The sequence below is a fragment of the Peribacillus sp. NPDC097225 genome (assembly GCF_044761955.1).
Lineage (GTDB): Bacteria > Bacillota > Bacilli > Bacillales > DSM-1321 > Peribacillus.
In genome coordinates, this window is record NZ_JBIWDJ010000004.1 from 253079 (window position 1) to 278834 (window position 25756).

Annotated in this window: 28 protein-coding genes; 2 read left to right on the forward strand and 26 right to left on the reverse strand. The window is 43.0% G+C overall.

Going from position 1 to position 25756, the window contains the following annotated elements:
• Positions 1-51: 51 nt before the first annotated feature.
• The 5 genes from ACIQXH_RS13915 to ssb form a co-directional block, all read right to left on the reverse strand.
• Positions 52-1671, reverse strand: coding sequence for an ABC transporter substrate-binding protein (locus ACIQXH_RS13915; protein WP_402954819.1), 1620 nt, complete (start codon positions 1669-1671; stop codon positions 52-54).
• 42 nt (positions 1672-1713) lie between these two features.
• Positions 1714-2682: an ABC transporter ATP-binding protein gene (locus tag ACIQXH_RS13920; RefSeq protein ID WP_402954822.1), complete on the reverse strand. Its 969-nt coding sequence runs from the start codon at positions 2680-2682 to the stop codon at positions 1714-1716.
• Positions 2663-3667 carry an ABC transporter ATP-binding protein gene (locus tag ACIQXH_RS13925; protein WP_402870419.1) on the reverse strand — a complete coding sequence of 335 codons (1005 nt, stop codon included), beginning with the start codon at positions 3665-3667 and terminating at the stop codon, positions 2663-2665. Before ACIQXH_RS13925 ends, ACIQXH_RS13920 begins: the two co-directional genes overlap by 20 nt.
• Positions 3668-3967: 300 nt before the next feature.
• On the reverse strand, positions 3968-4267 hold the full coding sequence (locus tag ACIQXH_RS13930) for a hypothetical protein (RefSeq protein WP_402870416.1): 300 nt from the start codon (positions 4265-4267) through the stop codon (positions 3968-3970).
• A gap of 18 nt (positions 4268-4285) precedes the next feature.
• Positions 4286-4651 (reverse strand): single-stranded DNA-binding protein, encoded by a 366-nt coding sequence (gene ssb / locus ACIQXH_RS13935; protein WP_403124134.1) that lies wholly within the window; start codon positions 4649-4651, stop codon positions 4286-4288.
• Between the two features lie 320 nt (positions 4652-4971).
• On the opposite strand from ssb, the gene ACIQXH_RS13940 reads away from it, so the two are divergent.
• On the forward strand, positions 4972-5418 hold the full coding sequence (locus ACIQXH_RS13940; RefSeq protein WP_402870411.1) for a YwpF family protein: 447 nt from the start codon (positions 4972-4974) through the stop codon (positions 5416-5418).
• Between the two features lie 64 nt (positions 5419-5482).
• On the opposite strand, the gene ACIQXH_RS13945 is transcribed toward ACIQXH_RS13940, so the two are convergent.
• The 8 genes from ACIQXH_RS13945 to spoIIQ form a co-directional block, all read right to left on the reverse strand.
• Positions 5483-5797, reverse strand: a complete 315-nt coding sequence (locus tag ACIQXH_RS13945) for a hypothetical protein (RefSeq protein WP_402990451.1) — start codon at positions 5795-5797, stop codon at positions 5483-5485.
• A gap of 274 nt (positions 5798-6071) precedes the next feature.
• Positions 6072-6500: a 3-hydroxyacyl-ACP dehydratase FabZ gene (gene fabZ / locus ACIQXH_RS13950; RefSeq protein ID WP_402870407.1), complete on the reverse strand. Its 429-nt coding sequence runs from the start codon at positions 6498-6500 to the stop codon at positions 6072-6074.
• Positions 6501-6629: 129 nt separating this feature from the next.
• On the reverse strand, positions 6630-6893 hold the full coding sequence (locus tag ACIQXH_RS13955; RefSeq protein ID WP_402870404.1) for a DNA-directed RNA polymerase subunit beta: 264 nt from the start codon (positions 6891-6893) through the stop codon (positions 6630-6632).
• A 180-nt stretch (positions 6894-7073) separates the two neighbouring features.
• A complete protein-coding gene (locus ACIQXH_RS13960) occupies positions 7074-7922 on the reverse strand; it encodes a flagellar hook-basal body protein (protein ID WP_403124137.1) in 849 nt (282 codons plus the stop codon).
• A gap of 54 nt (positions 7923-7976) precedes the next feature.
• Complete coding sequence (locus ACIQXH_RS13965; protein ID WP_403124140.1) at positions 7977-8813, reverse strand: flagellar hook-basal body protein; 837 nt, start codon at positions 8811-8813, stop codon at positions 7977-7979.
• A gap of 284 nt (positions 8814-9097) precedes the next feature.
• On the reverse strand, positions 9098-10099 hold the full coding sequence (gene mreB / locus ACIQXH_RS13970) for a rod shape-determining protein (protein WP_402870397.1): 1002 nt from the start codon (positions 10097-10099) through the stop codon (positions 9098-9100).
• 298 nt (positions 10100-10397) lie between these two features.
• Positions 10398-10670, reverse strand: a complete 273-nt coding sequence (spoIIID, locus tag ACIQXH_RS13975; RefSeq protein WP_402870395.1) for a sporulation transcriptional regulator SpoIIID — start codon at positions 10668-10670, stop codon at positions 10398-10400.
• A 438-nt stretch (positions 10671-11108) separates the two neighbouring features.
• The gene (spoIIQ, locus tag ACIQXH_RS13980; RefSeq protein WP_402870392.1) at positions 11109-12008 is read right to left on the reverse strand and encodes a stage II sporulation protein SpoIIQ; all 900 of its coding nucleotides are present in this window, start codon (positions 12006-12008) and stop codon (positions 11109-11111) included.
• A gap of 152 nt (positions 12009-12160) precedes the next feature.
• Here spoIIQ and ACIQXH_RS13985 point away from each other — a divergent pair, with 152 nt between their 5' ends.
• Entirely contained in the window at positions 12161-12586 is a 426-nt protein-coding gene (locus ACIQXH_RS13985) for a VanZ family protein (RefSeq protein ID WP_402870389.1), read from the forward strand.
• 21 nt (positions 12587-12607) lie between these two features.
• Here ACIQXH_RS13985 and spoIID read toward each other — a convergent pair whose 3' ends face one another.
• The 13 genes from spoIID to ACIQXH_RS14050 form a co-directional block, all read right to left on the reverse strand.
• Complete coding sequence (spoIID, locus tag ACIQXH_RS13990) at positions 12608-13642, reverse strand: stage II sporulation protein D (RefSeq protein ID WP_403124144.1); 1035 nt, start codon at positions 13640-13642, stop codon at positions 12608-12610.
• A 207-nt stretch (positions 13643-13849) separates the two neighbouring features.
• Positions 13850-15151, reverse strand: coding sequence for a UDP-N-acetylglucosamine 1-carboxyvinyltransferase (gene murA, locus ACIQXH_RS13995; protein WP_402870384.1), 1302 nt, complete (start codon positions 15149-15151; stop codon positions 13850-13852).
• A 32-nt stretch (positions 15152-15183) separates the two neighbouring features.
• Positions 15184-15933 (reverse strand): YwmB family TATA-box binding protein, encoded by a 750-nt coding sequence (locus tag ACIQXH_RS14000; protein WP_402870381.1) that lies wholly within the window; start codon positions 15931-15933, stop codon positions 15184-15186.
• Positions 15934-16097: 164 nt separating this feature from the next.
• Complete coding sequence (locus ACIQXH_RS14005; protein ID WP_403079706.1) at positions 16098-16340, reverse strand: DUF1146 family protein; 243 nt, start codon at positions 16338-16340, stop codon at positions 16098-16100.
• Between the two features lie 149 nt (positions 16341-16489).
• Positions 16490-18016 carry an NADH-quinone oxidoreductase subunit NuoN gene (gene nuoN, locus ACIQXH_RS14010; protein WP_403124148.1) on the reverse strand — a complete coding sequence of 509 codons (1527 nt, stop codon included), beginning with the start codon at positions 18014-18016 and terminating at the stop codon, positions 16490-16492.
• Between the two features lie 2 nt (positions 18017-18018).
• Positions 18019-19542, reverse strand: a complete 1524-nt coding sequence (locus ACIQXH_RS14015) for an NADH-quinone oxidoreductase subunit M (RefSeq protein WP_403124151.1) — start codon at positions 19540-19542, stop codon at positions 18019-18021.
• A complete protein-coding gene (gene nuoL / locus ACIQXH_RS14020; protein ID WP_403124154.1) occupies positions 19539-21410 on the reverse strand; it encodes an NADH-quinone oxidoreductase subunit L in 1872 nt (623 codons plus the stop codon). The genes ACIQXH_RS14015 and nuoL overlap by 4 nt, the downstream gene beginning before the upstream one ends.
• A 42-nt stretch (positions 21411-21452) precedes the next feature.
• Complete coding sequence (gene nuoK, locus ACIQXH_RS14025; RefSeq protein ID WP_402870369.1) at positions 21453-21767, reverse strand: NADH-quinone oxidoreductase subunit NuoK; 315 nt, start codon at positions 21765-21767, stop codon at positions 21453-21455.
• The gene (locus tag ACIQXH_RS14030; RefSeq protein ID WP_403124157.1) at positions 21764-22288 is read right to left on the reverse strand and encodes an NADH-quinone oxidoreductase subunit J; all 525 of its coding nucleotides are present in this window, start codon (positions 22286-22288) and stop codon (positions 21764-21766) included. The genes nuoK and ACIQXH_RS14030 overlap by 4 nt, the downstream gene beginning before the upstream one ends.
• Positions 22285-22704, reverse strand: coding sequence for an NADH-quinone oxidoreductase subunit NuoI (gene nuoI / locus ACIQXH_RS14035; protein ID WP_402870364.1), 420 nt, complete (start codon positions 22702-22704; stop codon positions 22285-22287). The genes ACIQXH_RS14030 and nuoI overlap by 4 nt, the downstream gene beginning before the upstream one ends.
• Positions 22705-22737: 33 nt before the next feature.
• Positions 22738-23745 carry an NADH-quinone oxidoreductase subunit NuoH gene (gene nuoH, locus ACIQXH_RS14040; protein ID WP_402870360.1) on the reverse strand — a complete coding sequence of 336 codons (1008 nt, stop codon included), beginning with the start codon at positions 23743-23745 and terminating at the stop codon, positions 22738-22740.
• A complete protein-coding gene (locus tag ACIQXH_RS14045) occupies positions 23746-24846 on the reverse strand; it encodes an NADH-quinone oxidoreductase subunit D (protein ID WP_402870357.1) in 1101 nt (366 codons plus the stop codon).
• A 4-nt stretch (positions 24847-24850) separates the two neighbouring features.
• A partial coding sequence (locus ACIQXH_RS14050; RefSeq protein WP_403124159.1) for an NADH-quinone oxidoreductase subunit C occupies positions 24851-25756 on the reverse strand: 906 nt, incomplete at its 5' end.

Here is a 25756-nt window from a genome sequence, read left to right on the forward strand (position 1 = left end):
TTCACATGACAAAACCGGGGAGCATACATTCATACCCCCCGGTCCGTACAATTAATTTTCGATTGACACGTTAATTAGAGACTGAGAACCTGTAGGATGCGGAACGAATCCTTTGATTGTCTTAGTACCAGCTAATTGTGGCAACGAATGTACAAGTGGTACCCAAGGTGCTTCTTCATGTATGATTTCCTGTGCTTTTCCGTATAGCTCATTACGTTTTGCTTCATCTGCAGTAGATTGAGCTTCAATCAATAATTTATGCACTTCTTCGTTTGCATAGCGAGAGTAGTTGTTCGAGCCGATTGTATCTTTATCCAATAATGTATAAAGGAAGTTATCGGCATCTCCATTATCACCAGTCCAGCCAAGCATGAATGAAGGAGCTTCACCGGCTTGTACTTTTTCCAAGTATGCAGCCCACTCATACGTCATGATATTGGCTTCAATATTGACTTGTTTCAGACTTGCTTGAATGGCTTCAGCGACTTTTTGTCCATCAGGCATATATGGACGTGGTACCGGCATGGCCCATAGATCCATTTTGAATCCATCTTCAAGACCAGCCTTTTTCAAAAGTTCTTTTGCCTTTTCTACGTTGTAATCATAGTCTTCAATTTCATCATTGTATCCAGAGACGGATGGTGGCATCGGGTTCTTCGCAGGCTCAGCCGTTCCTTCAAAGAAGTTATCGATGATTTCCTGTTTGTTGATCAAATGGGAAATGGCTTGACGCACTTCCTTTTTATCGAATGGCGCTTTTTCAACGTTAAATCCAAAGTAGCCAACGTTCATGGATGGACGTTCAAAGATTTGAAGGTTTTTGTCCCCTGTCACTTTGCTGATATCACTTGGGTTCAATCCGTCCATTAGGTCGACTTCACCTTTGATTGCTGCATTCAAACGAGCCGAGTTATCTTTGATGACTTTAAACGTGATACCATCAAGTTTTGGCAATCCTTCTTGCCAATAGTCTTCATTTTTCACGACTTCAATCGTGTCGCCTGGTTTCCATGATTTGAACTTGAAAGGACCCGTTCCAGACGGATTCTTGCCGAAATTGTCTCCATCTTTCTCAACTGCCGTTGGACTTGCAATGGCAAATGGTGACATCGCAACGTTTTTCAAGAATGGTGCTTGTGGGCGTACTAGTGTGAATTCCACTGTGCTATCATCAAGAGCTTTTACTTCTTTAATCACGTGGCCTTCGTCACCTTCAAAGCCACCGAACATGGAAGCATAGTAAGCAAATTTCGCTTCATCCTTACTTGTTGCCCAGCGCTGAAAGTTCTTAACGACCGCTTCCGCGTTGAAATCCGTGCCATCGTGGAACTTAATGCCCGTTTTCAGCTTGAACGTGTAAGTTTTCGCATCTTCGGAAACTTCCCATGACTCTGCAAGGCCCGGTTCGATTTCCGTATTATCTTCTCCGTATTTCACAAGTGTTTCATAGATTTGCTGTGTGACGATATAAGACTCGCCATCCGTTACGATAGCAGGATCAAGTGAAACCGCATCTCCGCCTTTACCGTATATTAAAACCCCGCCACCCTTTGCCTCGCTTGAGCCGCCTTTTTCATCATCCTTATCTTTCGATGTCGATGATGAACAGCCAGCAAGCGCAAGTGAAATGGCTAAAATACTGGTTAACAATAAAGCTAATGTCTTCTTCATATTCTTCCCCCTTATTTTCTGTAAATTTATGTATACGTCCTATCAATTATATAAATGACAAGAGACGTAGTGACCTGGTTTGTGTTCCTGTAAAATTGGTTTTACAGTCTTGCATTCTGGCATCGCTTTCGGGCACCTTGTATGGAATGTGCATCCGCTAGGCGGGTTGGATGGACTCGGGACATCGCCCTGCAATATGACCCTGTCGCCCTTATACTCTACATCCGGAATCGGAACCGCCGATAGTAAGGCTTGTGTATACGGATGTAGCGGATCTTCATAAAGCCCTTCACTTTCCGTCAATTCAACAATATGTCCTAGATACATCACGCCTACCCGATCCGAGATATGCCTGACGACTCCGAGATCATGGGCAATGAATAGATAAGTGAGGTCAAAATCCCTCTGCAAATCTTGTAGGAGATTTAACACCTGTGCTTGAATGGAAACATCCAAAGCCGAAACAGGCTCATCCGCGATAATCAGCTTTGGATTGACGGCTAGTGCCCTGGCGATGCCAATACGTTGCCTCTGACCACCACTGAACTGATGTGGGTATCGTTTGGCATGGTAACTGCTTAACCCAACAACCTTAAGTAGCTCCTGCACACGCTTTTTCCGTTCTTTCTTATCTTTGACACCATGGACGATGAGTGGTTCTTCCAATATCTTTTCAACCGTGTGCCTAGGATTGAGCGAGGCGAATGGATCTTGAAAGACCATTTGCATTTCACGGCGCATCTTCCTCATTTCACGGGTGGATAGTGTCGTCAGGTCCTTACCCTCAAAGTAGACATTACCTTCACTTGGCTCGAGTAATCGAAGCAGAAGTCTGCCCGTCGTCGATTTACCGCATCCGCTTTCACCGACAAGGCCAAGCGTCTCCCCTTTGTTTATGGAGAATGACAAGCCATCGACGGCTTTCACCTCGCCGATCGTTTTACCGAGCACTCCCCCTTTGATTGGGAAATGCTTCTTCAGATTTTCTACCTTAACTAATGGTTGAGTCATGCAATGGTGCTCCTTTCGCATCTTCATACAGCCAACAACGCACTTGTTGCCCTTCATCAAAAGCCAGAAGAGACGGGGTTTCATTCAGGCATTGCTCCATCGCATGAGAACAGCGAGGGGCAAACTGGCAGCCAAGTTTGCTCGTTCCCGGTTTTGGCACATTTCCAGGGATTGAATAAAGCCGTTCCTTCTTTACGCGCATATCAGGAATCGATTGCAGGAGGCCAATCGTATACGGATGCTTCGGGTTTTGAAAAACCGTTTGCACTTTTCCTTCCTCGACCACCCTGCCGGCATACATGACTATGACACGCTCACACATTTGTGCCACTACACCAAGGTCATGGGTGATCATCATGATTGCTGTATCAGTCTCCTTGTTCAGGTTCTTCATCAATTCTAAAATCTGGGCTTGAATCGTGACATCCAAGGCCGTGGTCGGCTCGTCCGCTATAAGTAGCTTTGGCTCACAAATCATGGCCATGGCAATCATGACACGCTGTCTCATCCCGCCCGAAAGCTGATGAGGGTATTCATCTATCAGTTCTTCGGCTCGTCCAAGCCCAACCAACTTCAACATTTCGACCGCTCTTTGGCGGGCCTGTTTTTTATTCCATTTTCTATGTATCCGAAGTGTCTCCACCAATTGTTCTCCAATTGTAAAGACAGGATTCAAGCTTGTCATTGGTTCCTGGAAGATCATAGCGATTTCATTTCCCCGAATCTTTCGCATTTTAGCTTCAGATGCGTTGGCAATGTTACTTCCCTTAAACAATATTTCCCCTTCTACCTTACCGGTAGGCGAAGGCACAAGCCCCATGATCGACAAAGAGGTTACACTCTTCCCACAGCCCGATTCCCCGACAATTCCTAACACCTCACCAGGATTGATATGAAAATCGATGGAATTCACGACAGGAATCTCTCCATCGTCAGTACGAAAGCTCGTTCGTAACCCGTTGACTTCAATAATTGGAACACTCATTACATCACTTCCCATATATCTCTAGTTTACATTTTTAATATTATTTGGTTTATTATTACATCAAAATTAAAATTTTACAATATATTTTCTTAAAATTCCAACTTAACAGAATTATATTTTTAATTAGTACAATAGTATTAGCCCACAGAAAAGAATGACTGTACGTGTACAGTCATTCTAAAAAGAGGAGGAATCATGCTTTTCGATTCCATTTTAGGAGAGGATTCGGAGAAACTTACGGGGGAAAAGCCTGGTCGGCTTTGGGGAAAGAGAAAAATTACAGGGACTTGCCCAGTATTATTATGCTTTTTGAAGGGTGCCGCTTTTTATACGTTCACTGATTTGTTCTAAATTTGTAACCCGTTTGTCTAATTTTTCATTATGCTCATATAAATACTTGTTATACGATTCTAATTGGGCTACCTTTAACCTGAGGTGTTTCAACTCATCTTCATTCTCTTTCGTTTGGACATGGGTCTTGGCCACATGTCCAATTAAGTCGCCAATGAGTTGTTCTACTCGTTGCTTATCCTGCATCGAACTGAACAGGAGTCGGTTTCGCTGTTGCCCGTTGGAAAGCATTCCATTTTTTTCACTCATGCTTCACCTCCAAGTAAGCTATAAACCAATATGTTCGAATTCCTTTGCCTTGCCATCATTCTGTTGCTTAGTCCCTATGAATTGAACCAGCTCGGCAATAACTTCGGTGACATATACTTTTTTACCCTCTTGGTTGTCATATCTCCTCGTTTGAATTCTGCCAGTAACCCCGACAATCGAACCTTTTTTACAATATTGTGCTGTATTTTCGGCTGTTCTTTTCCAAAGGGTACAGTGTACAAAGTCAGCCTCGTAATCCCCCGCATTATTACGAAAATTACGGTTCACAGCTAAAGTAATATTGGAAACCGCCTTGCCATCTGGCGTATACCTTAATTCGGGATCCTTCGTCAATCGTCCGACAAGGGTTACCTGATTGATCATCTTCTTCCTCCTTTCCTTTCATGATCTAATCATAAGATTTTCTTTTAAAAAGGGGAAATCGACAAAATGGACGAATGCCACTCATTTTAGCTTTAAAAAACGTTATATTACACCCATAACTCTTTTTTGCAGAAAACTTGTTTACTAAAAAGCTTAAACCTATCAATTTGGACTTTTTTTTACTTTTAGCGTATTTTTAGGTTTATCATTTTAAAAAATCAAAATATTCTAGTATGATATAATTACCTTTAAAAGGAATTAACAGGGATAAATGGGCATTTGACTGTCTTCTTCATAAAGGCAAGGAATGGAGGTATTTAATGAAATCTTTCAAATTAATCTATCTACAGATTGTTACAGAGGATTCACGATTAATTGATATACCCTTAGCCGATGGACTCATCATTAATAAAGAAAATGATATCAGCTCGTGGCTCCTAGAGGCCTTTGTGGCAGAAAAACATTTTCATGAGTTTGCATCCTCACTTCCTGATATTGATGGAGAAGTGACCATTCAGGCTGTTATAACGAAAAAAGACAATGAACCCGCTTTATTCGATACCGTCCTGCGCACCATTAAAAAAGTCGATGGTCACTATAGCCTTTTATTTGTCGGCCATATCAAAAAAAACCACACAAAATATGCAGAACTTCTTCTTGAGGATTTAGTCTATAAAGGCTTGGAGGGCGAGGATTTAATCAGGGAATTCAAGAAAAAAATTAAATCCAGACCTAAACTGGCCACCTATAAATCGTCCATAAAATAAAAAACTGGCTTAGCTGAAGGGAATAACACCCGCCATTGCTAAGCCAGTCCTCTTTATATGCCTTTTATTTGTTATCTTCGCCTTTTTTCTCAGCATCTTCAATTAAATCGTCAGAATCATTGTTGTTGTTCGTTGTATTGTTATTGTCGTCGCCATTCATCGTATCATCATTTTCGATCATACCGTCGTTATCCGTATCAAGATTGTTATTATCGTTTCCAGTGCCTCCATTATCATCGACACCATCATTTTGATTTTCTTCGATCATGTTGTCATTCTCGGGTGCAGGATTGTTGTCATCATCATTTCCACATCCAGCAAGGAACATGGCAGACATCAAAGATCCCCCGATTAGCGCATAAAGTCTTTTCTTCATCATGAGTAGGTAACCTCCCTTCATTCTTTATCATTTAGTATTTTGCCCGAATGTAAAAATAACTTGCGCCTTATTTTTAATTAGTAAAATATGCTTGAACTTCTGCATATAAAAGATGCCGGACATAAATGTCCGGCATCAAAGGGAGAAAAAATGGTTGTAAACAACTAACTGCAATCATTGTAGCTATCATCTGCATCGTATATGTATTATGTACACCTAATTCGTTCTTCTTAAACATTCTTGCTCAAAATGGCCATGTTTAGCCCTTTTAAGCTTATTTATCTCCAAAAGCGAACATGATTTCCGTTTCACAGGCAACTTCGCCATCTACTGTCGCGACCGCTTTTCCTTTACCAACCGATCCCCTTAACCGAATAATTTCTACTTCGAGGCGGAGTTGATCTCCCGGTTTTACCTGGCGCTTGAAACGACAGTTATCGATTCCTGCAAAAAAGGCCAGCCGCCCTTTAAATTCTTCTTGTTTCAATACAGCTACAGCACCTACTTGCGCTAACGCCTCCACAATCAATACACCCGGCATAACAGGGTAATCCGGAAAGTGGCCATTGAAAAATTCTTCATTGGCTGATACATTTTTTAATCCTACAGCTCTTTTCCCATCTTCCACTTCAATAATCCGGTCAACTAATAAAAAAGGGTAACGATGGGGAATGATGTCCTTTATCTGCGTAATATCTAACATGGCTTTTCCTCCTAATAATGATATTGCCTACTTTTAACGAAAACTCGCCCCTCCCTTACATAGGGAAGAGGCATGTTGTTGCCAATTGAAATTTTCTAAAACGGTGGCAACTGCGTCGACAGACTATTTCTATGCATCTTCATTTACAATATCGATAATATGGGTCCATGTGGATTTCTTGAAAACATCCGTTGCCTGCCCTCCGCCAATCACACTATAGCCTATTAGTGAACCGGCAAGTAAAGCGATGAATATCAATCCGATGATCATAAGTAAACGCAGCCAGATCGGCAACAGCCGGACCTTGATTCTTCGGTTCGGTTGCGTTGTTTTTGCTTCCTTGACCTCTTCACTCACTTCTTGTCTCATTACACTTTTTTGTTCCATACCCATACAAAAGCTCCTTTTTTCAGAAAACTCGCCGAATAAAAGCGTCTTGGCTTATACATAAATAGAAGCATCAAATCACATGCCATGTCAAAATGAATGAGCGTCAACGGTCCTCTTTGCTAAAGTATAATGAAAAACGCTTCAATATGAAACCTAAAGTCATGATTTTATACCCTATCGCGCTTACCGAATCCCATTAATCAGTCCACCCATTTGATCGGCCATCGTTATCGCCCGGGATTGAAATTGATATTGACGTTGGGCATTGATCAAATCCGTCATCTCTTTTGATAGATCGACGTTTGATGATTCAAGTGAACCTTGTTTCACTGCGATCTCTGTACGGTCATCCCCCGTCAATAGCGTCATGATGTCGTCTTCCGTTACACCCATTTCACCGAGGTTGCCCGGGAGCCCCAACAGATTCCCCCCCAATTGTTCCAGGAATTGCGGTTTTTTTACAGAAACGATACCAAGACCGAAGCTTCGCTCTCCATATTCTTCTGTATCCACATTCAATAAACCTTCTTCCGAAACCTTAATATCTTTGATGCTGCCATCAATTAGAATCGGATTCCCATATTCATCAAGGACTTGATGTCCGGCTGAGGTAACGAGCATCATTTGATCTGGGTTCGCCTCGTTAGGAGAAAGATAAAAAGCGCCATCTCTCGTTAAACGAGTGTTGGTCCCTCCGTCATCCTGTACGTTTACCGTGAAAAATAGATCTTCCTTCGTCAATGCCACATCCAGGTTGCGATCGGTATTCTTTAGCGAACCTTGTGTCAGCACGATTTGGGATGGATTTAATTTGGCACCCGTTCCTTGACGAATGCCCGGTGTGGTCAGCCTTCCGATTTCCTTCGTCTCACTCGGCTGATTATTAAAACTTTGGGTTAACATATCACTAAAGCTGGTTTGCGTCTTTTTATAAGCCGTGGTATCCACATTAGCAATATTATTGCTGATCTGATCAATTTGACTTTGAATTTGGTTGAGTGTATTCGTCGCGGATAACATCGTTCGATTCATAGACATTCCCCTTACTGTTCAAATTTCCTAAAGATTCCTTCTACAAATCCATAATTAGAGTTTCCCCACTTCATTAACCGCTTTATCGAGACTCTTATCATAAGCTTGAAGGACTTTTTGATTCGCTTCAAAAGATCGGTACGCCGACATCATTTCCGTCATCGTCCTCGATTGATCGACATTAGATCCCTCAAGGAAACCTTGTTTCGTTGAGAAGGTCAATCCTTCTGCTGCATACGCATTGGGCAATTCATTATCGACAGCCCTATATAACCCTTCGCCATCTTTCACGAGCTGTTTAGTGGGGTCGTCTGCATAACCGATGCCAAGGCGGGCCGCTTGATTATTGCCTTCAAAGATCATTCCCTTTTCGGTCACGGTGAAGCGATCATTCTCAAGCTGTATCCGTTCATTGTTCTCATCCAATACATAATAGCCTTTAGAATTCGTCAAATAGCCTTGTCCATCCAGAGTGAAACTGCCGTCCCTTGTATAACGCATTTGCCCGTCTTTATCTTGGACGGTATAAAGGACCGACCCTGTCTTCCCCGTTTCCTCATTGATGGGAAGATTTTCATCTGCTAAGGCAATATCGGTACTAAGCTCCGTTTCTTCAAGGGTCCCTTGTGTGAACAATGGATTCGCTTCTTGTACATAAACGCCTGTACTAAGACTGCCCACTTGCAATAACTTGGGCACACTTAAATTCTTTTCGGTAGGTATTGCATTACGTTGCATATTGCCAAGTAACATTTCCGGAAAAGACCGTACACTGGTTTGATCGGCTTTAAACCCGGTTGTATTCGCATTGGAGATATTATTCGTTAGCATTTCTGTGCGTCTTTGCTGTGTAAGCATTCCAGAAGCGGCTGTATAAAAACCTCTTAACATTTTATTTCACTCCTCATTCCACAAAAGTATTCCGTTCATTTCCTATATGTATCTTATCGGATATAACCGTCTGTATTTAAGGGGAAAATAAATGCTTGGTCCAGAATCATTCATTTCTTGTTTTAGGATAGGTCAGATTTAAAGGAATAGTGTTAAAGTTCCAAACTAAAAGAATAGGGTCTATTGCTCATCAGTACTAGAACTGCACGGACTTTCACTATGCTTCATGTGTGTCTGAACCTTAGACCCTTATCTTATAATGCAGCTTTTTACGGCCGCTTTTTTTAATTGAATTTGCGCCTTGGCAATTTATCCATATTATCTAACATGATTCCCGTTCCAATCGCTACGCAATCCATTGGATGCTCTGCAACGAGTACAGGGACTTTAAGTTCTTCTGCTAAAAGCAGGTCGATGCCATGAAGCAATGCTCCACCACCTGTTAATATCACGCCACGGTCAATAATATCAGCAGAAAGTTCTGGTGGTGTCCGTTCAAGCACGGCTTTGGCAGCTTGTACGATAACGGAGACTTGTTCACGCAGCGCCTCCTCGATTTCTTCCGAGTTAACGGAGATGGTCCTAGGTAAGCCTGAAACCATATCACGTCCGCGTATATCAATTTCTTCGTTGCGTGAACCTGGGAATACCGTCGCAACCTGCATTTTGATATTTTCAGCTGTACGTTCACCGATTAGGAGCTTATACTTACGTTTAACGTAGTGTAAGATTTCATTATCGAATTTATCCCCGGCCATTTTGATTGAAGAAGACGTAACGATATCCCCCATTGAAAGAACCGCGATATCCGTTGTACCACCGCCAATATCCACGACCATGTTACCGCTTGGTTGGAAAATATCCATGCCAGCACCGATTGCAGCCACTTTAGGTTCTTCTTCAAGGAATACTTTTTTCCCGCCACTTTTTTCAGCAGCCTCTTTGATTGCCTTTTGTTCAACACTCGTGATGTTTGTTGGACAGCAAATCAAAATCCGTGGCTTAGAAAGAAAGCCTTTCACATTTAACTTATTTATAAAATGCTTAAGCATCATTTCCGTTACATCGAAGTCAGCAATGACACCGTCTTTTAGAGGGCGAATTGCAACAATGTTTCCTGGTGTCCGGCCTACCATTTTACGAGCCTCATCACCAACAGCAAGAACACGGTTCGTATTCTTATCAATGGCTACTACCGAAGGCTCATTTAACACTATTCCTTTACCTTTGACATGTATTAGAACATTGGCTGTTCCAAGATCTATCCCAATATCTCTAGCAAACATTTCTTAAATCCTCCTTGAATATCCTCACATAAAACCTAATTCTGTCCTAATTGTTTATTTTACCATATCGCCTTGTCAAGAAGAAGTATGAAATACAAATAAAAACGAAACCTGTCCCGTATTATCCTATTTAACATAGATATATAAAGGATTTCCATATTAACAAAATTAATCCATAAAAAAATTCCGGGTTGGAGGTTCCTGACTTAGGTGTAGAAAAGGACATGTTTATATGCCATCCTTTGTCTTTACCCTAATCCCTTGGAATCATTTCCAATTTCCGGAATGGATTTGTGATTTACTTAGCGATTTCTTCTTCTTTTTCTGACCGTTTATATTTGAGCTTGGTCGCTTCTCCACCCCGAAGGTGACGAATGGATTTATGGTAATCCAATATATCCTTCACTTCGTTAGCCAATTCAGGATTAATTTCCGGAAGCCTCTCCGTTAAATCTTTATGGACTGTACTTTTAGAGACACCGAATTCTTTTGCAATGACGCGGACCGTCTTTCTAGTTTCCACGATATACTTGCCTATCTTGATAGTTCTTTCTTTGATGTAATCGTGCACACCACTCGACCTCCCCAAATTGGATGTGAGAAGTGTGAAATGAGATTCGTATTTTTCGAATCGAATACCCCTGTCTTATAAACAATGAAAGATAGAATGATCAACTATTAGATTATTTGTAATAAACGACCCCTCACCTCAAACACTCTCTTTGCATGGTTTATAACATCTTATTAGCTTGGTTAAGAATATATGCCTAATGGACAGGGCGTTTCGTTTTATTTATCAACATTCTGCCGTTCCTTTTCCAGTAACTGCATTATTTCCCGAGAAATATGTCAGATACTCAGACTTTTTCTCACATATTCCACTATTTCCCCGAAATTAAAAAAGGGAGCCGTTCAAATTGAACGGCCCCCTTTTTACCAAATTTTCAGTTGTTGTACTTCTTAACGCTCATGGTTTATGTTTTGATTGTATTTGAATTTTTTATTGTGATTAATTTGCTTCCTTTAATGAATCTTCCAAAGAATCGCTTTTCTCGGTAGAGTCTTCAGCTGGGGTGGAGTTATCATCTTCAGTGCCACTTTCTAGCTCAGTGCCTGCGTCAGATTCGCCCGTTGCTGGTGATTCCTCTGTCCCTTTTTCAGAACCCTCGGCAGCAGGTGCTTCTTCTTTGCCTGCTGAATCATCCTTGTTACCTTCTGTTTCTTCAGTTGCTGTTTGTATAGCGGATGCTTGCTTTTCAATAAAGTCAACTGGATTCAACGCGATGTCGTCTTTTCTGATTTCGAAGTGAACGTGAACGCCTGCCTCTTCATTGATTTGGCTTTTGCCTGAAGTTGCGATAGCTTGTCCTTGTTTCACTTTGTCCCCAACGGCAACCTTGATATCCTTAACAGATTGATAACGAGTAACGACGCCATCTTCATGCTCAACTTCAATCAAATTGCCAAGTAGAGCGTCTTCCTGTACTTTCGATACATTACCGCTCAATGATGCTTTCACATCGAAAGATTTTCCATCTTCCATTGCAATGTCGATCCCTTTATTCTGCTCATATCTATTGTTGTAGAAGACCAACGCATCTTCTTGTGCCTTCTCATCTGCATTCACGTCATAGAATTGTTTTTTGATGACCGTTTTATCGGCATTGGCTACAGGCATCTTAACGGTTTCCAGATCACTATTCACTTCGACTGAAGGCTGATCATAGTTTTTTCCTGTTTCAGCTGAATCCTTTTTCTCGTCCTTAGCTGAATCATCAAAACTATTTTGTAATAAAAAGGCCGCGGCTAAGATTAAGGCTGCACTTGCGATATAGATTGCTGATAATGCCCAACGCTTTTTGAGTATTCGTTGGATTTTGGAAGTTGGTCTTTTTTCTTCCTCTCTCATATTAATCACCTCAGCAACCATTCTGAACATTTTGCCAAGATTATATACATCCGAGTGAAAAAAATTTTAGATTTATTTTATGAAAAAGAATCCGATTTTATTCGTAGAATGGTAAAATGTTTGGTATCTTGCTATTGAAGGATGTTTAATTGATGAAAAAGACCATTAAAATCTTAGTAACGATTCTACCTTTTCTTTACATGATTGCTATTTGGATAATGTCGAGTAAACCTGATGACATCATTCTTGACCTCCCGTCCTCCACAGTGGATCGATTCATTAAAGAGGCACTCCATTTAGTCGAATTTGCGATTTTGTACATATTATTCGTTTCTGCACTTGCTGTTAATCATAAGTTGAAGCCTGGATTGAGTTTGGTAGCCGCATTCGTTGCCGGTCTATACGGTATCATTGATGAATATCACCAGTCATTCATCCCATACCGCTCTGCATCTTTGATTGATGTGGCGAAGGACATCATTGGCGTGCTCGCTGTCTATTTTCATGTGCAGTATCACTATTTCAAACATAAACGAGGCTTTCTGACCCTAATAGAAAAATTCGGCGCAAAAAAATGAGAGCTGGGAAAACCCCTTCTCTCATTTTTTTGCTGTCATGGTATTGATCCACTTACTTGAGGACTGTACTTTGACGCCTTTGTAATAATACTTCACGATGTCTTCATAGTTTTTCCCTTCCCGAGCCATGCCATTGGCACCATACTGACTCATTCCGACTCCATGACCATATCCTTTTGTCGTAATGACGATTTGATTCCCTTGACGCTCCCAGTCAAAGTCGGAGGAATTCAATGCGAGTTTTTCCCGGATTTGCTTACCCGTCAATTTCTTCCCTCCAATTTCAACGACACCCACTCGATTTCCGGATGTCCTTTGAACGACTGTACCGATTGTCGTCCCTGATGATAAACTCACACCTAACTTCCTCTCGAAATCCCCCGCATCGACCACCATTTTATTATAGAATTTCGGCGATTCTTTATCCCATGGGCTAGACACGCTTTTCAAGTAGGGAAACTCTGCTTGCCAATATTCCTCGGAATTCTCCGTATACCCATTGCTTGTCGAAAAGAAGGTGGCGGTGATCGGTTTTCCATCATACGTCAATATCTTGCCTTCCGTTTCCTTAATGGCTTTATCTATTTTTTTCATCTTCCATTTATAATCAGAGCCCCATTGTTTCTTCAGCTCGTTATTATTCTTATACACTTGGTGCATCTCCGTATCGCCCACATCAGCTCCTTTTGGCAACCCCCGGCGATTATTGCTCATCAACTGATTCACGATGTAGGTCCTTGCCGTCAATGCTTGCGCCTTCAATGCCTCTTCCTCGAAATCTGCAGGCATTTCTGCTGCTACAACACCAGATAGATATGTTTCAAGTGGAAGCTTTTGAATCTTTTGGGTAGCCGTCCGGTACACGGCCACATCAATGGAACTCATTTTATTTGCAGTCACTTCTTTTCCTTCTTCCTTCTCTTTTTTCTCTAATTGTTCGGCTAACTTCCCACTTGTTACATCATTGGAAAACGGAAGCACAAGCACTGCTGGAATCATGATAATGACGAATGCTACAGCTATGGATAGTACAATCACAGGTTTCATTGCTTTCAAATTCCTGGGCCTCCCTACACTTGTTCTCTGCTTTTTTACAAATTAAATCCAGCAGGTTTCTCTACATGATAAATGTATGTCGAAGGACAAGCTTTTATGAATAGAAAAGTGTCAGGTGCCCAGGTTAGCCTTGTCTTTCCCAGCACACAACAAAAAACCCATTCGGGCTTCAATGAATGAAGCCCGAATGGGTTCTAATAAGTAATCTTAAGCGTTTAAATCCGCTATCGTTTTTGTTTCTGCTGGAACCTCTTCATTAACACGTTCCACATCAGCACCCAATGATGCTAATTTGCCATGGAAATTCACGTATCCTCTGTCAAGATGCTTTAATTCTGTAACACGGGTAATGCCCTCTGCAACCAATCCAGTCAGGATAAGCGCAGCAGCAGCACGCAAGTCAGTGGCAGAAACTTCTGCACCTTGAAGGTTGGTTGGCCCGTTAACAATAACAGAACGACCTTCTATTTTAACATTGGCATTCATGCGACGGAATTCTTCAACATGCATGAAACGGTTCTCGAAGACGGTCTCCGTGATCATACTTGTTCCTTCAGCACGCAATAATAATGCCATCATCTGTGATTGCATATCAGTCGGGAAACCAGGATGGGGCATTGTTTTAATATCAATGGCCTTCAAGGTTTTAGGACCGATTACACGCAATCCATCTTGTTCTTCGATGATCGTAACACCCATCTCTTCCATTTTGGCAATGAGGGACGTAAGATGTTCAGGAACGGCACCTTGAACAAGAACGTTACCACCAGTAAGTGCAGCAGCAGTCATAAATGTTCCAGCCTCGATGCGGTCAGGTATAATTGAATGTTCAGCACCATATAATTTATGGACACCTTCGATTTTCAATGTACCTGTACCAGCGCCTTTAACTTTGGCACCCATTTTATTAAGGAAATTAGCTAGATCCACGATTTCAGGCTCTTTTGCCACGTTTTCAAGAATAGTCGTACCTTCAGCAAGTGTCGCTGCCATCATGATATTTTCAGTGGCACCTACGCTTGGGAAATCAAGATACACTCTTGCTCCCTTAAGTCTGCCATCTACCTCAGCGTCAATGAAACCATTGCCGACCTTCACTTTTGCTCCCATCGCTTCAAAGCCTTTTAAATGCTGATCGATAGGACGGGATCCGATGGCACAACCACCCGGTAAAGCAACGCGGGCCCGGCCATTCCTTGCTAATAATGATCCCATTACTAAAACGGAAGCTCTCATTTTACGTACATATTCAAATGGTGCTTCGTCTAATAACTCTCTTGATGCATCTACAGTTACTTGATTATCTTGAAAGGCAACATCTGTGTTTAAGTTGCGCAATACTTCGTTGATTGTATATACATCGGAGAGCGTAGGAACGTCTTTAATGATACTTTTCCCATCACTTGCTAATAATGTTGCAGCGATAACTGGCAAAACGGCGTTTTTAGCACCTTCTACTTTAACTGTCCCGCTAAGCCTGTTGCCGCCGCGGACGATGATTTTTTCCAAAAGTATTCCCCTCCGCGTCCATTTTCTCTATATTAATATTCAAACGTTATGATTGGTGTGCCAATTACAAAGTTCGTCCGGTCACCCAATCCTTCTGTCCGTAGCCCAAACTGCAAATTTAATTTTTCTTTAGTCAAAGGTTGTTTAAACAAAGTTGAATGTGCAGATATAGATGTAAAGTTTGTTTCATGCACACTCTCAATTTCCCTCGCTTGGAACTTATCTAACAGGCTTTCGGTTTTAGAGTTTAAAATCGAATCCATATTATCATTGATAGACCCCGTAATACAAGAAAAAATTGAAGGAGTTCCCTTAAATATGTCATTCACTCTATTTTGGTACGTACTGGTAAAGTAAGCAGGGTAGCCTTCCTTCCATTCTTGTCCCTTGACTTCGTAAATGACATAGGTAACTTTATCAGATTCATCCTCGGTTGTCATCAATTTAATAGACTCCGTCAGGCCCGAATCGGCATGGTAAAGTAACGCCTCAGCCTTCTGTGCGGAAGCGCCGTCTTCCCGGTTCCAATCAAATTGAGGATATTTTCGTTTTAATGCGATCACTTCTCTTTCAAACTCTTGTTTAGTTGTGATCTCTTTATTTATCTCGCGCGCGTACACAGACCAATCTCCTATGTTTACCGCTTTATCTTGTTGCAGTAGCTCCACCAATTTAACTATATCGGCTTTACCTTTTGCCACAATTGTACTATTCCCAATTAAAAACACCGTCAAACCAAGAATTACTATGTATAATAACATTTTTTTACTCTCTGCAAACATGTTAAATCCCTCCCCTTTAAAGCATTATTTCCAAAAAAGGAGAGTTCATACTTTTCATTTCCTGACATTTGATGATGCTTTCTGCTAATGCTATAAAAATCAGTAGAATAATGGCGAATACAAGAAGAATCATATTTTGCTATACATGAAATCTTATAGCTTATTTAATCATCGCTAAACATATATGGAAGTTGGTTAGCAAGTCCTAGGTAGTCAAGGAAGAAATCACTCACAACAGAACCAATGGCCACCGTCAATAAAATATAAAGTACCCTAGCCTTAATGACCGAATTGGATCTTAATATCTTATCAAAATGTAGAGCCTGCAGAGCCCACCATGTAACTGCGATGAAGAACAAGTGGGAAATGATACCTAGCAAGGCCTGCTGTCCCATTGTTGAAAACATGTACATACCTCCTAAAAGACACCCGTCTTTCATTCTATCACAAATCCCCTTTAAATTTGGAATTTAAAAGGAAAAATCGTGAAAAATCTTTCAGAATTGAAAGACAGAGACTGTATCCATTGGAACCAGCCTCTGATAAAGGCATTATATCACTCACTTGAAATAAAGTCTTTAAAATCCCCAAAATGGTTATGCAGGAAATCAAAGGCAAGATTAGGAGCTAATCCAAATAGGATCGTGCCGCCTATACAAACCATTATAACGATGGACAAACCCGAACGCACCTTTATTAACTTACCGGAATGGTCCGGCCGGAAAAAGACTTGGACCAATAATCCAAAGTAATAGACATAGGACACGATTGTTGCCGCAATCATGATCCCTGCAAGGACATAATGTCCCGGTTCCGTAATGAAGGCGCCGAGAAAGATATTCAGTTTGCCAATAAAGCCTGCCGTTCCCGGGATGCCTGCCAATGAGAGGATAAACACGGTAAAGGCTATGGACAGATATGGTGACTTCTTCCCTAGCCCCGCAAGGATACTGATGTCCTCTGAACCGCTACGGATCGAGAGCACTTGAATAATTGCAAAAGCACCAATGTTCATCAGTGTATAAGCAAGTAAGTAAAACCAGACTGTATCCATCAAGAAGTACCCGCCGCCCAATGTGGTTACGGCTACAAGAAGGTATCCTGCATGGGCGATACTCGAATAAGCGAATAACCGTTTTAAATTTTGCTGTCTTAATGCAATCACATTCCCTACGATCATCGTCACCGCTGACACTAAAGCGATATATCCACTGTTTTTCTCGAAAAAGTCGAATGCCCCGAGAGTATCCCCAGGTGCAGCCAAGAATAAGGAGAGAAAAATACGCAGAAGGATTACAAATCCAGCTGTTTTCGAGATGACGCTTAAAAAGGCGGTGACGGGCGTAGGTGCCCCTTCGTAAACATCCGGAGCCCACATGTGAAAGGGGGTAGCGGCAATTTTAAAAGATAAACCGATGAAAACCATGAAGAAAGCGAGCCCCGTAATGTAGAGCAGTTGACCATCTGTTATGCCTGCCATCGTTCTGCTCATTTCCCCCAGATTCACCGATCCCGTCACACCATACAAATAACTCATGCCAAACAGAGTGATGGCTGTAGAGATCCCTCCATTAATTACATATTTCATGGCCGCTTCATTGGACTTCGTATTTTGTTTACGTATGCCCGATAATATATAGGAAGAAAGTGATAGCAACTCCAGGCCAACAAATAACGTGATCAAGTCCCCACTTGATGTCATGATCATTGCTCCAAGCAACGCCGCCAGGAACAGATAATAAAATTCCCCGCGATGCTCCTTCAACCCTTCCTTGGGCTCATAGCTCTCTGCAAGCAGGATGATTAACCCCGCTCCTAACAGTAAGATTAGCTTAAACGCTTTTGCAAAAGAATCTAACCGAAAAGTATCGGATAAGATACTTACCGTTTCAAAAGAAAACAAACTTATCAAGGAGAAAAAGGCCAGTATGATACCGGTAAGGGCCAACCAGGCCAGCTTTCTCCGATTAAAATGCTTCGGCCAGAATAAGTCCAATATGGAAAGGGCCATCGCCGTTCCAAGGATGACGAATTCCGGCATCATCGCTCCCCAATGATATGAAAGCATCGTATTCCAATCCATCTTCATCGCCCCCCTACGGCTAGCATGATTGCGTCAATCGTTCCTTGAAGAGGCCTGCCGAGTAGATTCGGATATATACCGATCGCTATAATTAAGCCGAGAAGCACTGCCGTCGGTACCATTTCCTTACCCTTAAGATCATATATCTCTTTCTCTATTAAGCTATTATCCTTGCCGAATGTCATCGTCAGGACAGCCCTCAAGACGTAGATAGCTGTTAAGATGAGACCGATGGCGCCAATTGCAGCAAGCACCGGCTGGCTCTTAAATAAGCCAAGGAAGACCATGAATTCACTGATGAACCCTGACATGCCCGGCAAACCAAGAGAAGCCATCCCCCCGGCCAGCAGAAATCCGGAAAAGAGCGGCATCGACTTGGCTAGGCCTCCAAGCCGGTTAAGCACCGTCGTACCTGTCCGTTCATACAACACAGCAACCAAAAAGAATAGGAAAGCGGCAATCAACCCGTGTGATACCACTTGAAAAATAGCCCCCTGCAAACCCGCTTCATTCAAGGCACCAAGCCCCATCATCACGATTCCCATATGTGAAACGGACGAATAGGCTAAAACAAGCTTGAAATCTGTCTGCACTAACGCTAAGAAGGCACCATACAACAAGCTGATGACCCCAAAGAGAACAATGATGGAGGCAAGCGTTTGATATTGGTCTGGAAAGATTCCCATTCCAAACCGGATGATTCCGTAAGCGCCTATCTTCAAGAGAATCCCTGCATGGATCATGACAATCGACGGTGGCGCCTCGGCATGAACCCGCACCATCCAAGTATGGAAGGGAAACATGGGCAGTTTAATGGCAAAAGCAATCAGAAGGGCCAAGCATAGTCCATATTTCATCGAGCCGGAAACCGGTGCAAATAGAGATACACCACCCATTGTCATCATCTGTGTCAAAGCCGCAATATTCGTCGTACCTGTCCGGGCGAACAATATCAGAATCACCACCAATAAAATGGCCGATCCTATTCCGTTATAGATCAAAAACTGATAAGAAGCTTTTTCTTTCTCAAGATATCCCCACTTGCCAATCAAGAAGAACGTCGGGACCAAGGTCATTTCAAAGAAGATGAAAAACAAGATGAGGTTTTCCGCCGTAAAGACGCCAAGCATCCCAATCTCTAAAAGTAAAAATAATAGGTAATACCCTTTCCACTCCCTCTTTATGTAAAAGGATGCCAGGGCCGCCAAAGAGGAAATGATTGTCGTCAACAATAGAAAGACAAGGGTTAAACCATCCAGACCCAATTCAAAATTCACCGCGAATAAATTTGGGTCATACATCGAAAGATTCCCAAATCGAATCCAGTTCACCTTGATGTCAAAAGAAGAGAGTGCTATCCCCGAATAGTACTGTACAAGTAAAAATAACGTCAGTATAAGGGGCGGCAGTGTCCCAAAGAAACCAAATTGCTTAATGGTCCTTTCCTCGGTTCTAGGCATGAGGGCCACCATCACCATACCAAGCAGCGGGGAAAACACCAACAATGTGAGTAAGTATACGTTCATCTTAAATACCCCCCAGTGAACGCAAAGATGACCATCAGAACCGCAAGTCCGAGAAAGGCTATAACGCCATATTGCTGTACCTGTCCCGTTTGAAGTTTAGCCCCCATTTTCCCTAAACCTTCTATGGAGTTACTCACTGTGGACACCAATCCTCCGATAATGAACTTTTCCATATAAGATAGAAACAAGCTAAGACCTCTGGTAAGATAGCCTACGGTAAAGTAGTACATCTCATCTATGAAGTACTTATTATCTAAAACTCTATATATCATGGAGTCCTCTCCCACCAGCCAACTCCGTGATAGCGCCCTTTTTACGTAGATGAGATACGCCAGGAATATACCAGCAAGTGAAACGAAAATGGCTAACAACATGATCCAAACCGGTCCCTCATGATGACTGACGCCTAACAGCGATTCATTTCCATCGATGAGCCAGTCTCCAAGAAAGGCCCCAAACCATGGAGTTTGTATATATCCGCTGAGCACGGCAAGCACCGCAAGGACCATCATTGGAACCAACATGAAAGAAGAAGGATCTTCGACTTGATTGGCAGGACCTCTTGATTCTCCGGCGAAAATCATGAAAAACAAACGGAACATATAAAAGGCCGTCAAAAAGGAGGTAATCAAAGCGAGCGTGAATAGAAAGTAGCTCCCATTCCCCCAGGCCGACATCAAGATTTCATCCTTACTGAAAAATCCTGATAAAAGGGGAAACCCCGATATTGAGAGCGTACCAATTAGGAACAGTGGACCCGTTACCTTCAACTTCTTCCATATCCCACCCATTTTTTCTGCATCCTGTGTATGTAAAGCATGAATAACACTACCTGCTGCCAAGAACAGCAAAGCTTTAAAGAAAGCATGGGTCATTAAATGAAACACCCCTGCTACATACCCCGCCGTGCCCAACGCCAGCATCATGAATCCAAGCTGGCTGATGGTTGAGTAGGCCAGCACTCGCTTCACGTCTTTTTGGACGAGAGCAATGCTAGCGGCGAAGATCGCGGTAAAGCCACCCGTCACGGCTACGACCTGCATAGCTGCCGAACTTGCAAGAAACAGAGGAAACATCGTGGCTACCAAGTAAACGCCTGCCGCCACCATAGTTGCCGCATGGATTAAAGCCGAGACCGGTGTGGGCCCTTCCATCGCGTCAGGAAGCCATGTGTGAAGTGGAAACTGTCCGGATTTTCCGACAGCCCCGATAAAAATCAGAATGGCGATTAGCGTCAACCTTCCCATCGAGATATCCCCCGTTTGAACAGCTGAGAAAATATCCCCATATTCGAAGCTTCCAGTTTCCCAGAATAATAGAATAATTCCAATGAGAAGTCCCACATCGCCAATCCTGGTCATGATAAATGCCTTTTTCGCAGCGAGCTTCGCTTCCTGTTTATGAAAATAAAATCCGATTAATAGGAATGAGCCAACTCCAACAAGCTCCCAGAAGATATATAGCTGAAGTAAATTCGGTGCTATGACAAGCCCAAGCATGGAAAAGGTAAAGAAACCAAGGTAAGCATAGAAAGTGGAAAACCGCTCTTCCCCTTTCATGTATTCCACCGAATAAATTTGAACAAGCAGACTCACCAGAGATACGACCACAAGCATCAAGGCATTCAGCTGATTGATTTCAAATCCTGCCGTGAGTTGCGTCCCACTGATAGAAAGCCAATCCATCGCCATCTTATAAGTAGGTCCCTGCAGCCGTTCCACCAAAACGATTACAGATAAAATGAACGATGTGAGTGTGAACAGTATTCCAATATAGGCGCCTTTTTCCCGCCACCGTCTACCGTATAAAAGCAGTAACACGAACGAGACGAGTGGAAGGATCGGTATGACCCAAGCATTCTCCATCATCGTATCAAATCCCCTTCTTCATACCTTCATTTGTATGAACCGTCAATGCTTCATCGTATCCATTTCATCCACATTGACTGTTTTTCGATTTCGGTACAGAGCCATTAAAATGGCTAGCCCCACAGCCGCTTCGGCTGCAGCGATTGTAATCGTAAATAATGAAAACACCTGACCCGTAATAGACGGAGTTACCCCAAATTTACTGAAGGCAACCAGATTGACATTCGCGGCATTCAGCATCAGTTCAATCGATATCAAAACAATAACTGCATTTCTTTTCGTCAAGGCACCGTATAGCCCGATGCAAAATAAAACGAGTGCCAAGACGAGGTAAGCAGACAAGGGAACACCTGTCATAACTTGCCTCCCTCCTCTTCCTCATCATCTTTTTTTGCCAAGACTATGGCACCGACCAAAGCGACGAGCAGGAGCACGGAAAGCACTTCAAATGGAATCACATACTTTGAGAACAGCTCGATTCCGATTTGTTTCGTATTTTCCTCATGCAGAGTCGATGGCTGAACCGGTATATCCAGGTTGTAAATGCCTAGATAAACCACTAAGGCAAAGCCGGCAATCCCTAAGATCAAAAAGAACTTTCGCCAACCGTCCTTTGCCGGTTCCTCCTTTTCATGATGGCGCGTCAGCATGATTCCAAACAGCATCACGATCGTAATCGCCCCGGAATAGATGAGGATTTGTACGACAGCGACAAATTCCGCCGATAAAAGCAAGTAAATGCCTGCAATGCTTAGGAATGTAAAGACCAGTGCAACCACCATGTGCACCACTTTCGTTAACGTAATCAGCAGTACCCCGCCCACTATCGCGCCGGTTGCCAAGCCGATAAAAGCAAGTAATTCACCAGACACACTCATACCTTATTCACCTTTCGAATATTCTCATCATTCTCATCCAACCACTCCAGATTTTTAAATAACTGATCCCGGCTATACTCAGCCAGTTCAAATTCGTTTGTCATCACGATTGCTTCGGTCGGACAAACCTCCGTGCATAAATCGCATAAAATGCATATTTCAAAATTGATGTCATAGGTATCGATGATCTTTCCTTTTTTCGTAGGATCTGGATGTCTTTTTCCCGTTAACTGAATGCAATCTGTCGGACAAATCGTCACGCACTGATTACAAACAATACACTTTTCAGGATAAAATTTTTGAATTCCCCGGAACCGATCAGGGAGTGGCAGTGGCTCATTCGGATAGTCATACGTCACCTTTTTCCGGGTCAGGTTCTTCAGCGTGTACGTTAGACCTTTTGCTAACCCCAGCATATGGATCCCCCACTTTCTGAAAATCTTTAACGTCTAAAATAGTTTGAATAGTTCTTTGAAAAGCGCAGTCAAAAATATATTGGCTAACGCTACGGGCAACAAGACCTTCCAACCAAACTCCATCAATTGGTCCACTCTTATCCGTGGAAACGTAACGCGAATCCAAACCAATACGTAAAAGACTAAACTAAACTTCAAGCCAAACCAGATGGCTCCCGGAATAAAATCCAGAAACGGTATAGAATTCCATCCACCTAAAAATAATACAGTGGTTAACGTAGCCATTGCAAACATATAGACATATTCCGATAACATAAAGAAGGCCCAACGAAAGCCGGAATACTCGACATGGTAGCCTGAAACGAGCTCTGATTCCGCTTCTGGAAGATCAAAAGGCACCCGATTCAACTCGGCCACCGAAGCTATAAAGAATACGAAGAATGCAATGGGCTGAAGGAAAATGAACCAAACTTTATCCTGAGCGGCAACTATTTCGTTCAGGTTCAGGCTCCCCGTCAAAAGGACGATTCCCACTACTGACATGACAAGCGGGATTTCATATGAAATCATTTGTGCCGCCGCGCGCATCCCGCCAATCAAAGAATACTTATTGTTGGATGCCCAACCAGCGGTCACGATGCCAATCGTCGTTATGCCCGATACCGCCACATAATAAAGGAGGCCGACACCTATATCCGCAAATTGAAAAGCTTCTGTGAAAGGCAAGGTGGCCAGGACCATGAAAGCCGGAGCAAAGGCGATCACGGGAGCTAATATATACAGCGGTTTATCCGCTTTTTTCGGTATGGTGTCTTCCTTGATCAAAAGCTTTAAAACATCGGCAACGGTCTGTAAAAGCCCCCATTTACCCCCAAGTTGATTCGGACCCACCCGCATCTGCATGAACCCCATGATTTTCCGTTCCGAGAGGATGCCATAGGTGACAAACCCTAACACTACGAATAGGAGCAGGACCGCCAAGCCAAAGAAGATGCCAAAGTTGAGAAGGCTAGGAGCTGATTGTAGTAGATTGTGGATCATCTAGCCATCCACCTCCCCTAAAACGATGTCAATCGCCCCAAGTATCGTTATCAGATTCGCCATATTTTCCCCTTCGAGCAATTTGGGCAGGATTTGCAGATTATAAAAGGATGGTCGCCGGAATTTCAAACGGTACGGCTCCTTTTTCCCTTCACTCGCAATATAGCAACCTATTTCCCCTCTTGGCGATTCGATTCGGACGAACGCCTCCCCTTTCGGGACCTTGATGATTTTCGGGACCTTGGCAAGGATCGGTCCCTCAGCAGGAAATTGCTTCACGGCCTGTTCCAGGATTTTCAAGGACTCTTCTATTTCTTCCATTCTGCAATGATAACGGGAAAAGGCATCACCTTCTTCACGGGTGGGTACATCGAATTGGAACCGGTCATAAATGGAATAAGGCTCATCTTTTCTTAAATCAAATTTCACACCCGTACACCTTAAATTAGCGCCGCTCAATGAATAGGAAAGTGCATCTTCCTTTGAATAAACGCCCACACCCCTGACCCGGTTCATAAAAATCTCATTTCCTGTAACCAGTTGGTGGTACCCAGCCAGTTGCTCCCTCATGTAGGGGACAAACTCTGCCACCTTTTCTATCCAATCCTCCGGAGCGTCCCACTTCACGCCGCCAACCCTCATGTAATTAAACGTCAGCCGTGCCCCCGACAATTCGGTCAATAAATTGATGATCATTTCCCGTTCACGAAAGGCGTATAAAAAGGGACTTGTCGCTCCAATATCAAGTAAGTATGTTCCCCACCACACAAGGTGGCTGGCCACACGGCCCAACTCCATCGCGATAACACGCAAATATTCCGCGCGGTCAGGTACCTCCACCCCCATCATGGTTTCAACTGCATGGCAAAGTACATAATTATTAGTCATTGCCGCTAAGTAATCCAACCGATCGGTATAGGGAATGATCTGTGTATATTGCAGATTTTCTGCCAGCTTTTCCGTTCCCCGATGAAGGTACCCAATGACTGGGGTGGCCTCTTTAATGATTTCACCGTCGATTTTGATGATAAGCCGGAACACGCCATGCGTACTGGGATGCTGTGGTCCGACATTAAGCAACATCTCTTCCGTCCGTAACATTGAGCTACACCTCCACGTCATAGGGCTGATAATCTTTACGAAGCGGATATCCAATCCAATCTTCTCCAAGCAAGATCCGCTTTAAATCCGGATGCCCTTGGAATACGATGCCGAGTAAGTCGTATGCCTCACACTCCGGCCAATTTGCTCCCGGCCATAAGGGCACCAACGACGAGACAGAAGGAGTATTCCTATCAAGTTTCACCTTCAGTGCAACTGAATGATTTATTAGAAAGGAGTACAGCTGTACATACATTTCCATATGGGTCTCAAAGTCGGTGCCATGCAACTCTGATAAGTACTGAAAACTTAACGTTTTATCATGGCGTAGAAAGTCTGCAATTTGGAAATATGTATCAGGTTTAGCTACCAAGGTGGGAATATCTTTTGAAAGGGTATTAATATAGTAATCTACTAGGACATCTTCTCCCAAATGCCGTTCAATGGCCTGAATAAGTTGATCGAGGATAGGTTGGTTGGGTGAAGGTGCTTCTGGGGTCGCTTCGGGACTTTCTTTTACAGTATTCTTTGCCTTTGCGGCCGCCGCTGCCTTTGCTTTTGCAGCAGCGATGGCTTTAGCCTTCGCCTTTTCGGGATCTTCTTCTTTATTGGTCGCTCCTTTCTTTTTGGCTAGTGCAGCAGCCTTGGCCTTCGCTACGGCGGCTGCCTTCTGCTTCGCTATATCTAAGTTGTCTCCTCCCCCTTCGGTTCCGCTCTCTTTTGCCTGTTTTCGTGCCAGGGCTGCTGCTTTCGCTTTTGCTGCTGCGGCTGCCTTCTGCTTCGCTATATCTAGGTTGTCCTCTTCTCCTCCTTCTGTTCCGCTCTCTTTTGCCTGTTTTCGTGCCAGGGCTGCTGCTTTCGCTTTTGCTGCTGCGGCTGCCTTCTGCTTCGCTATATCTAGGTTGTCTTC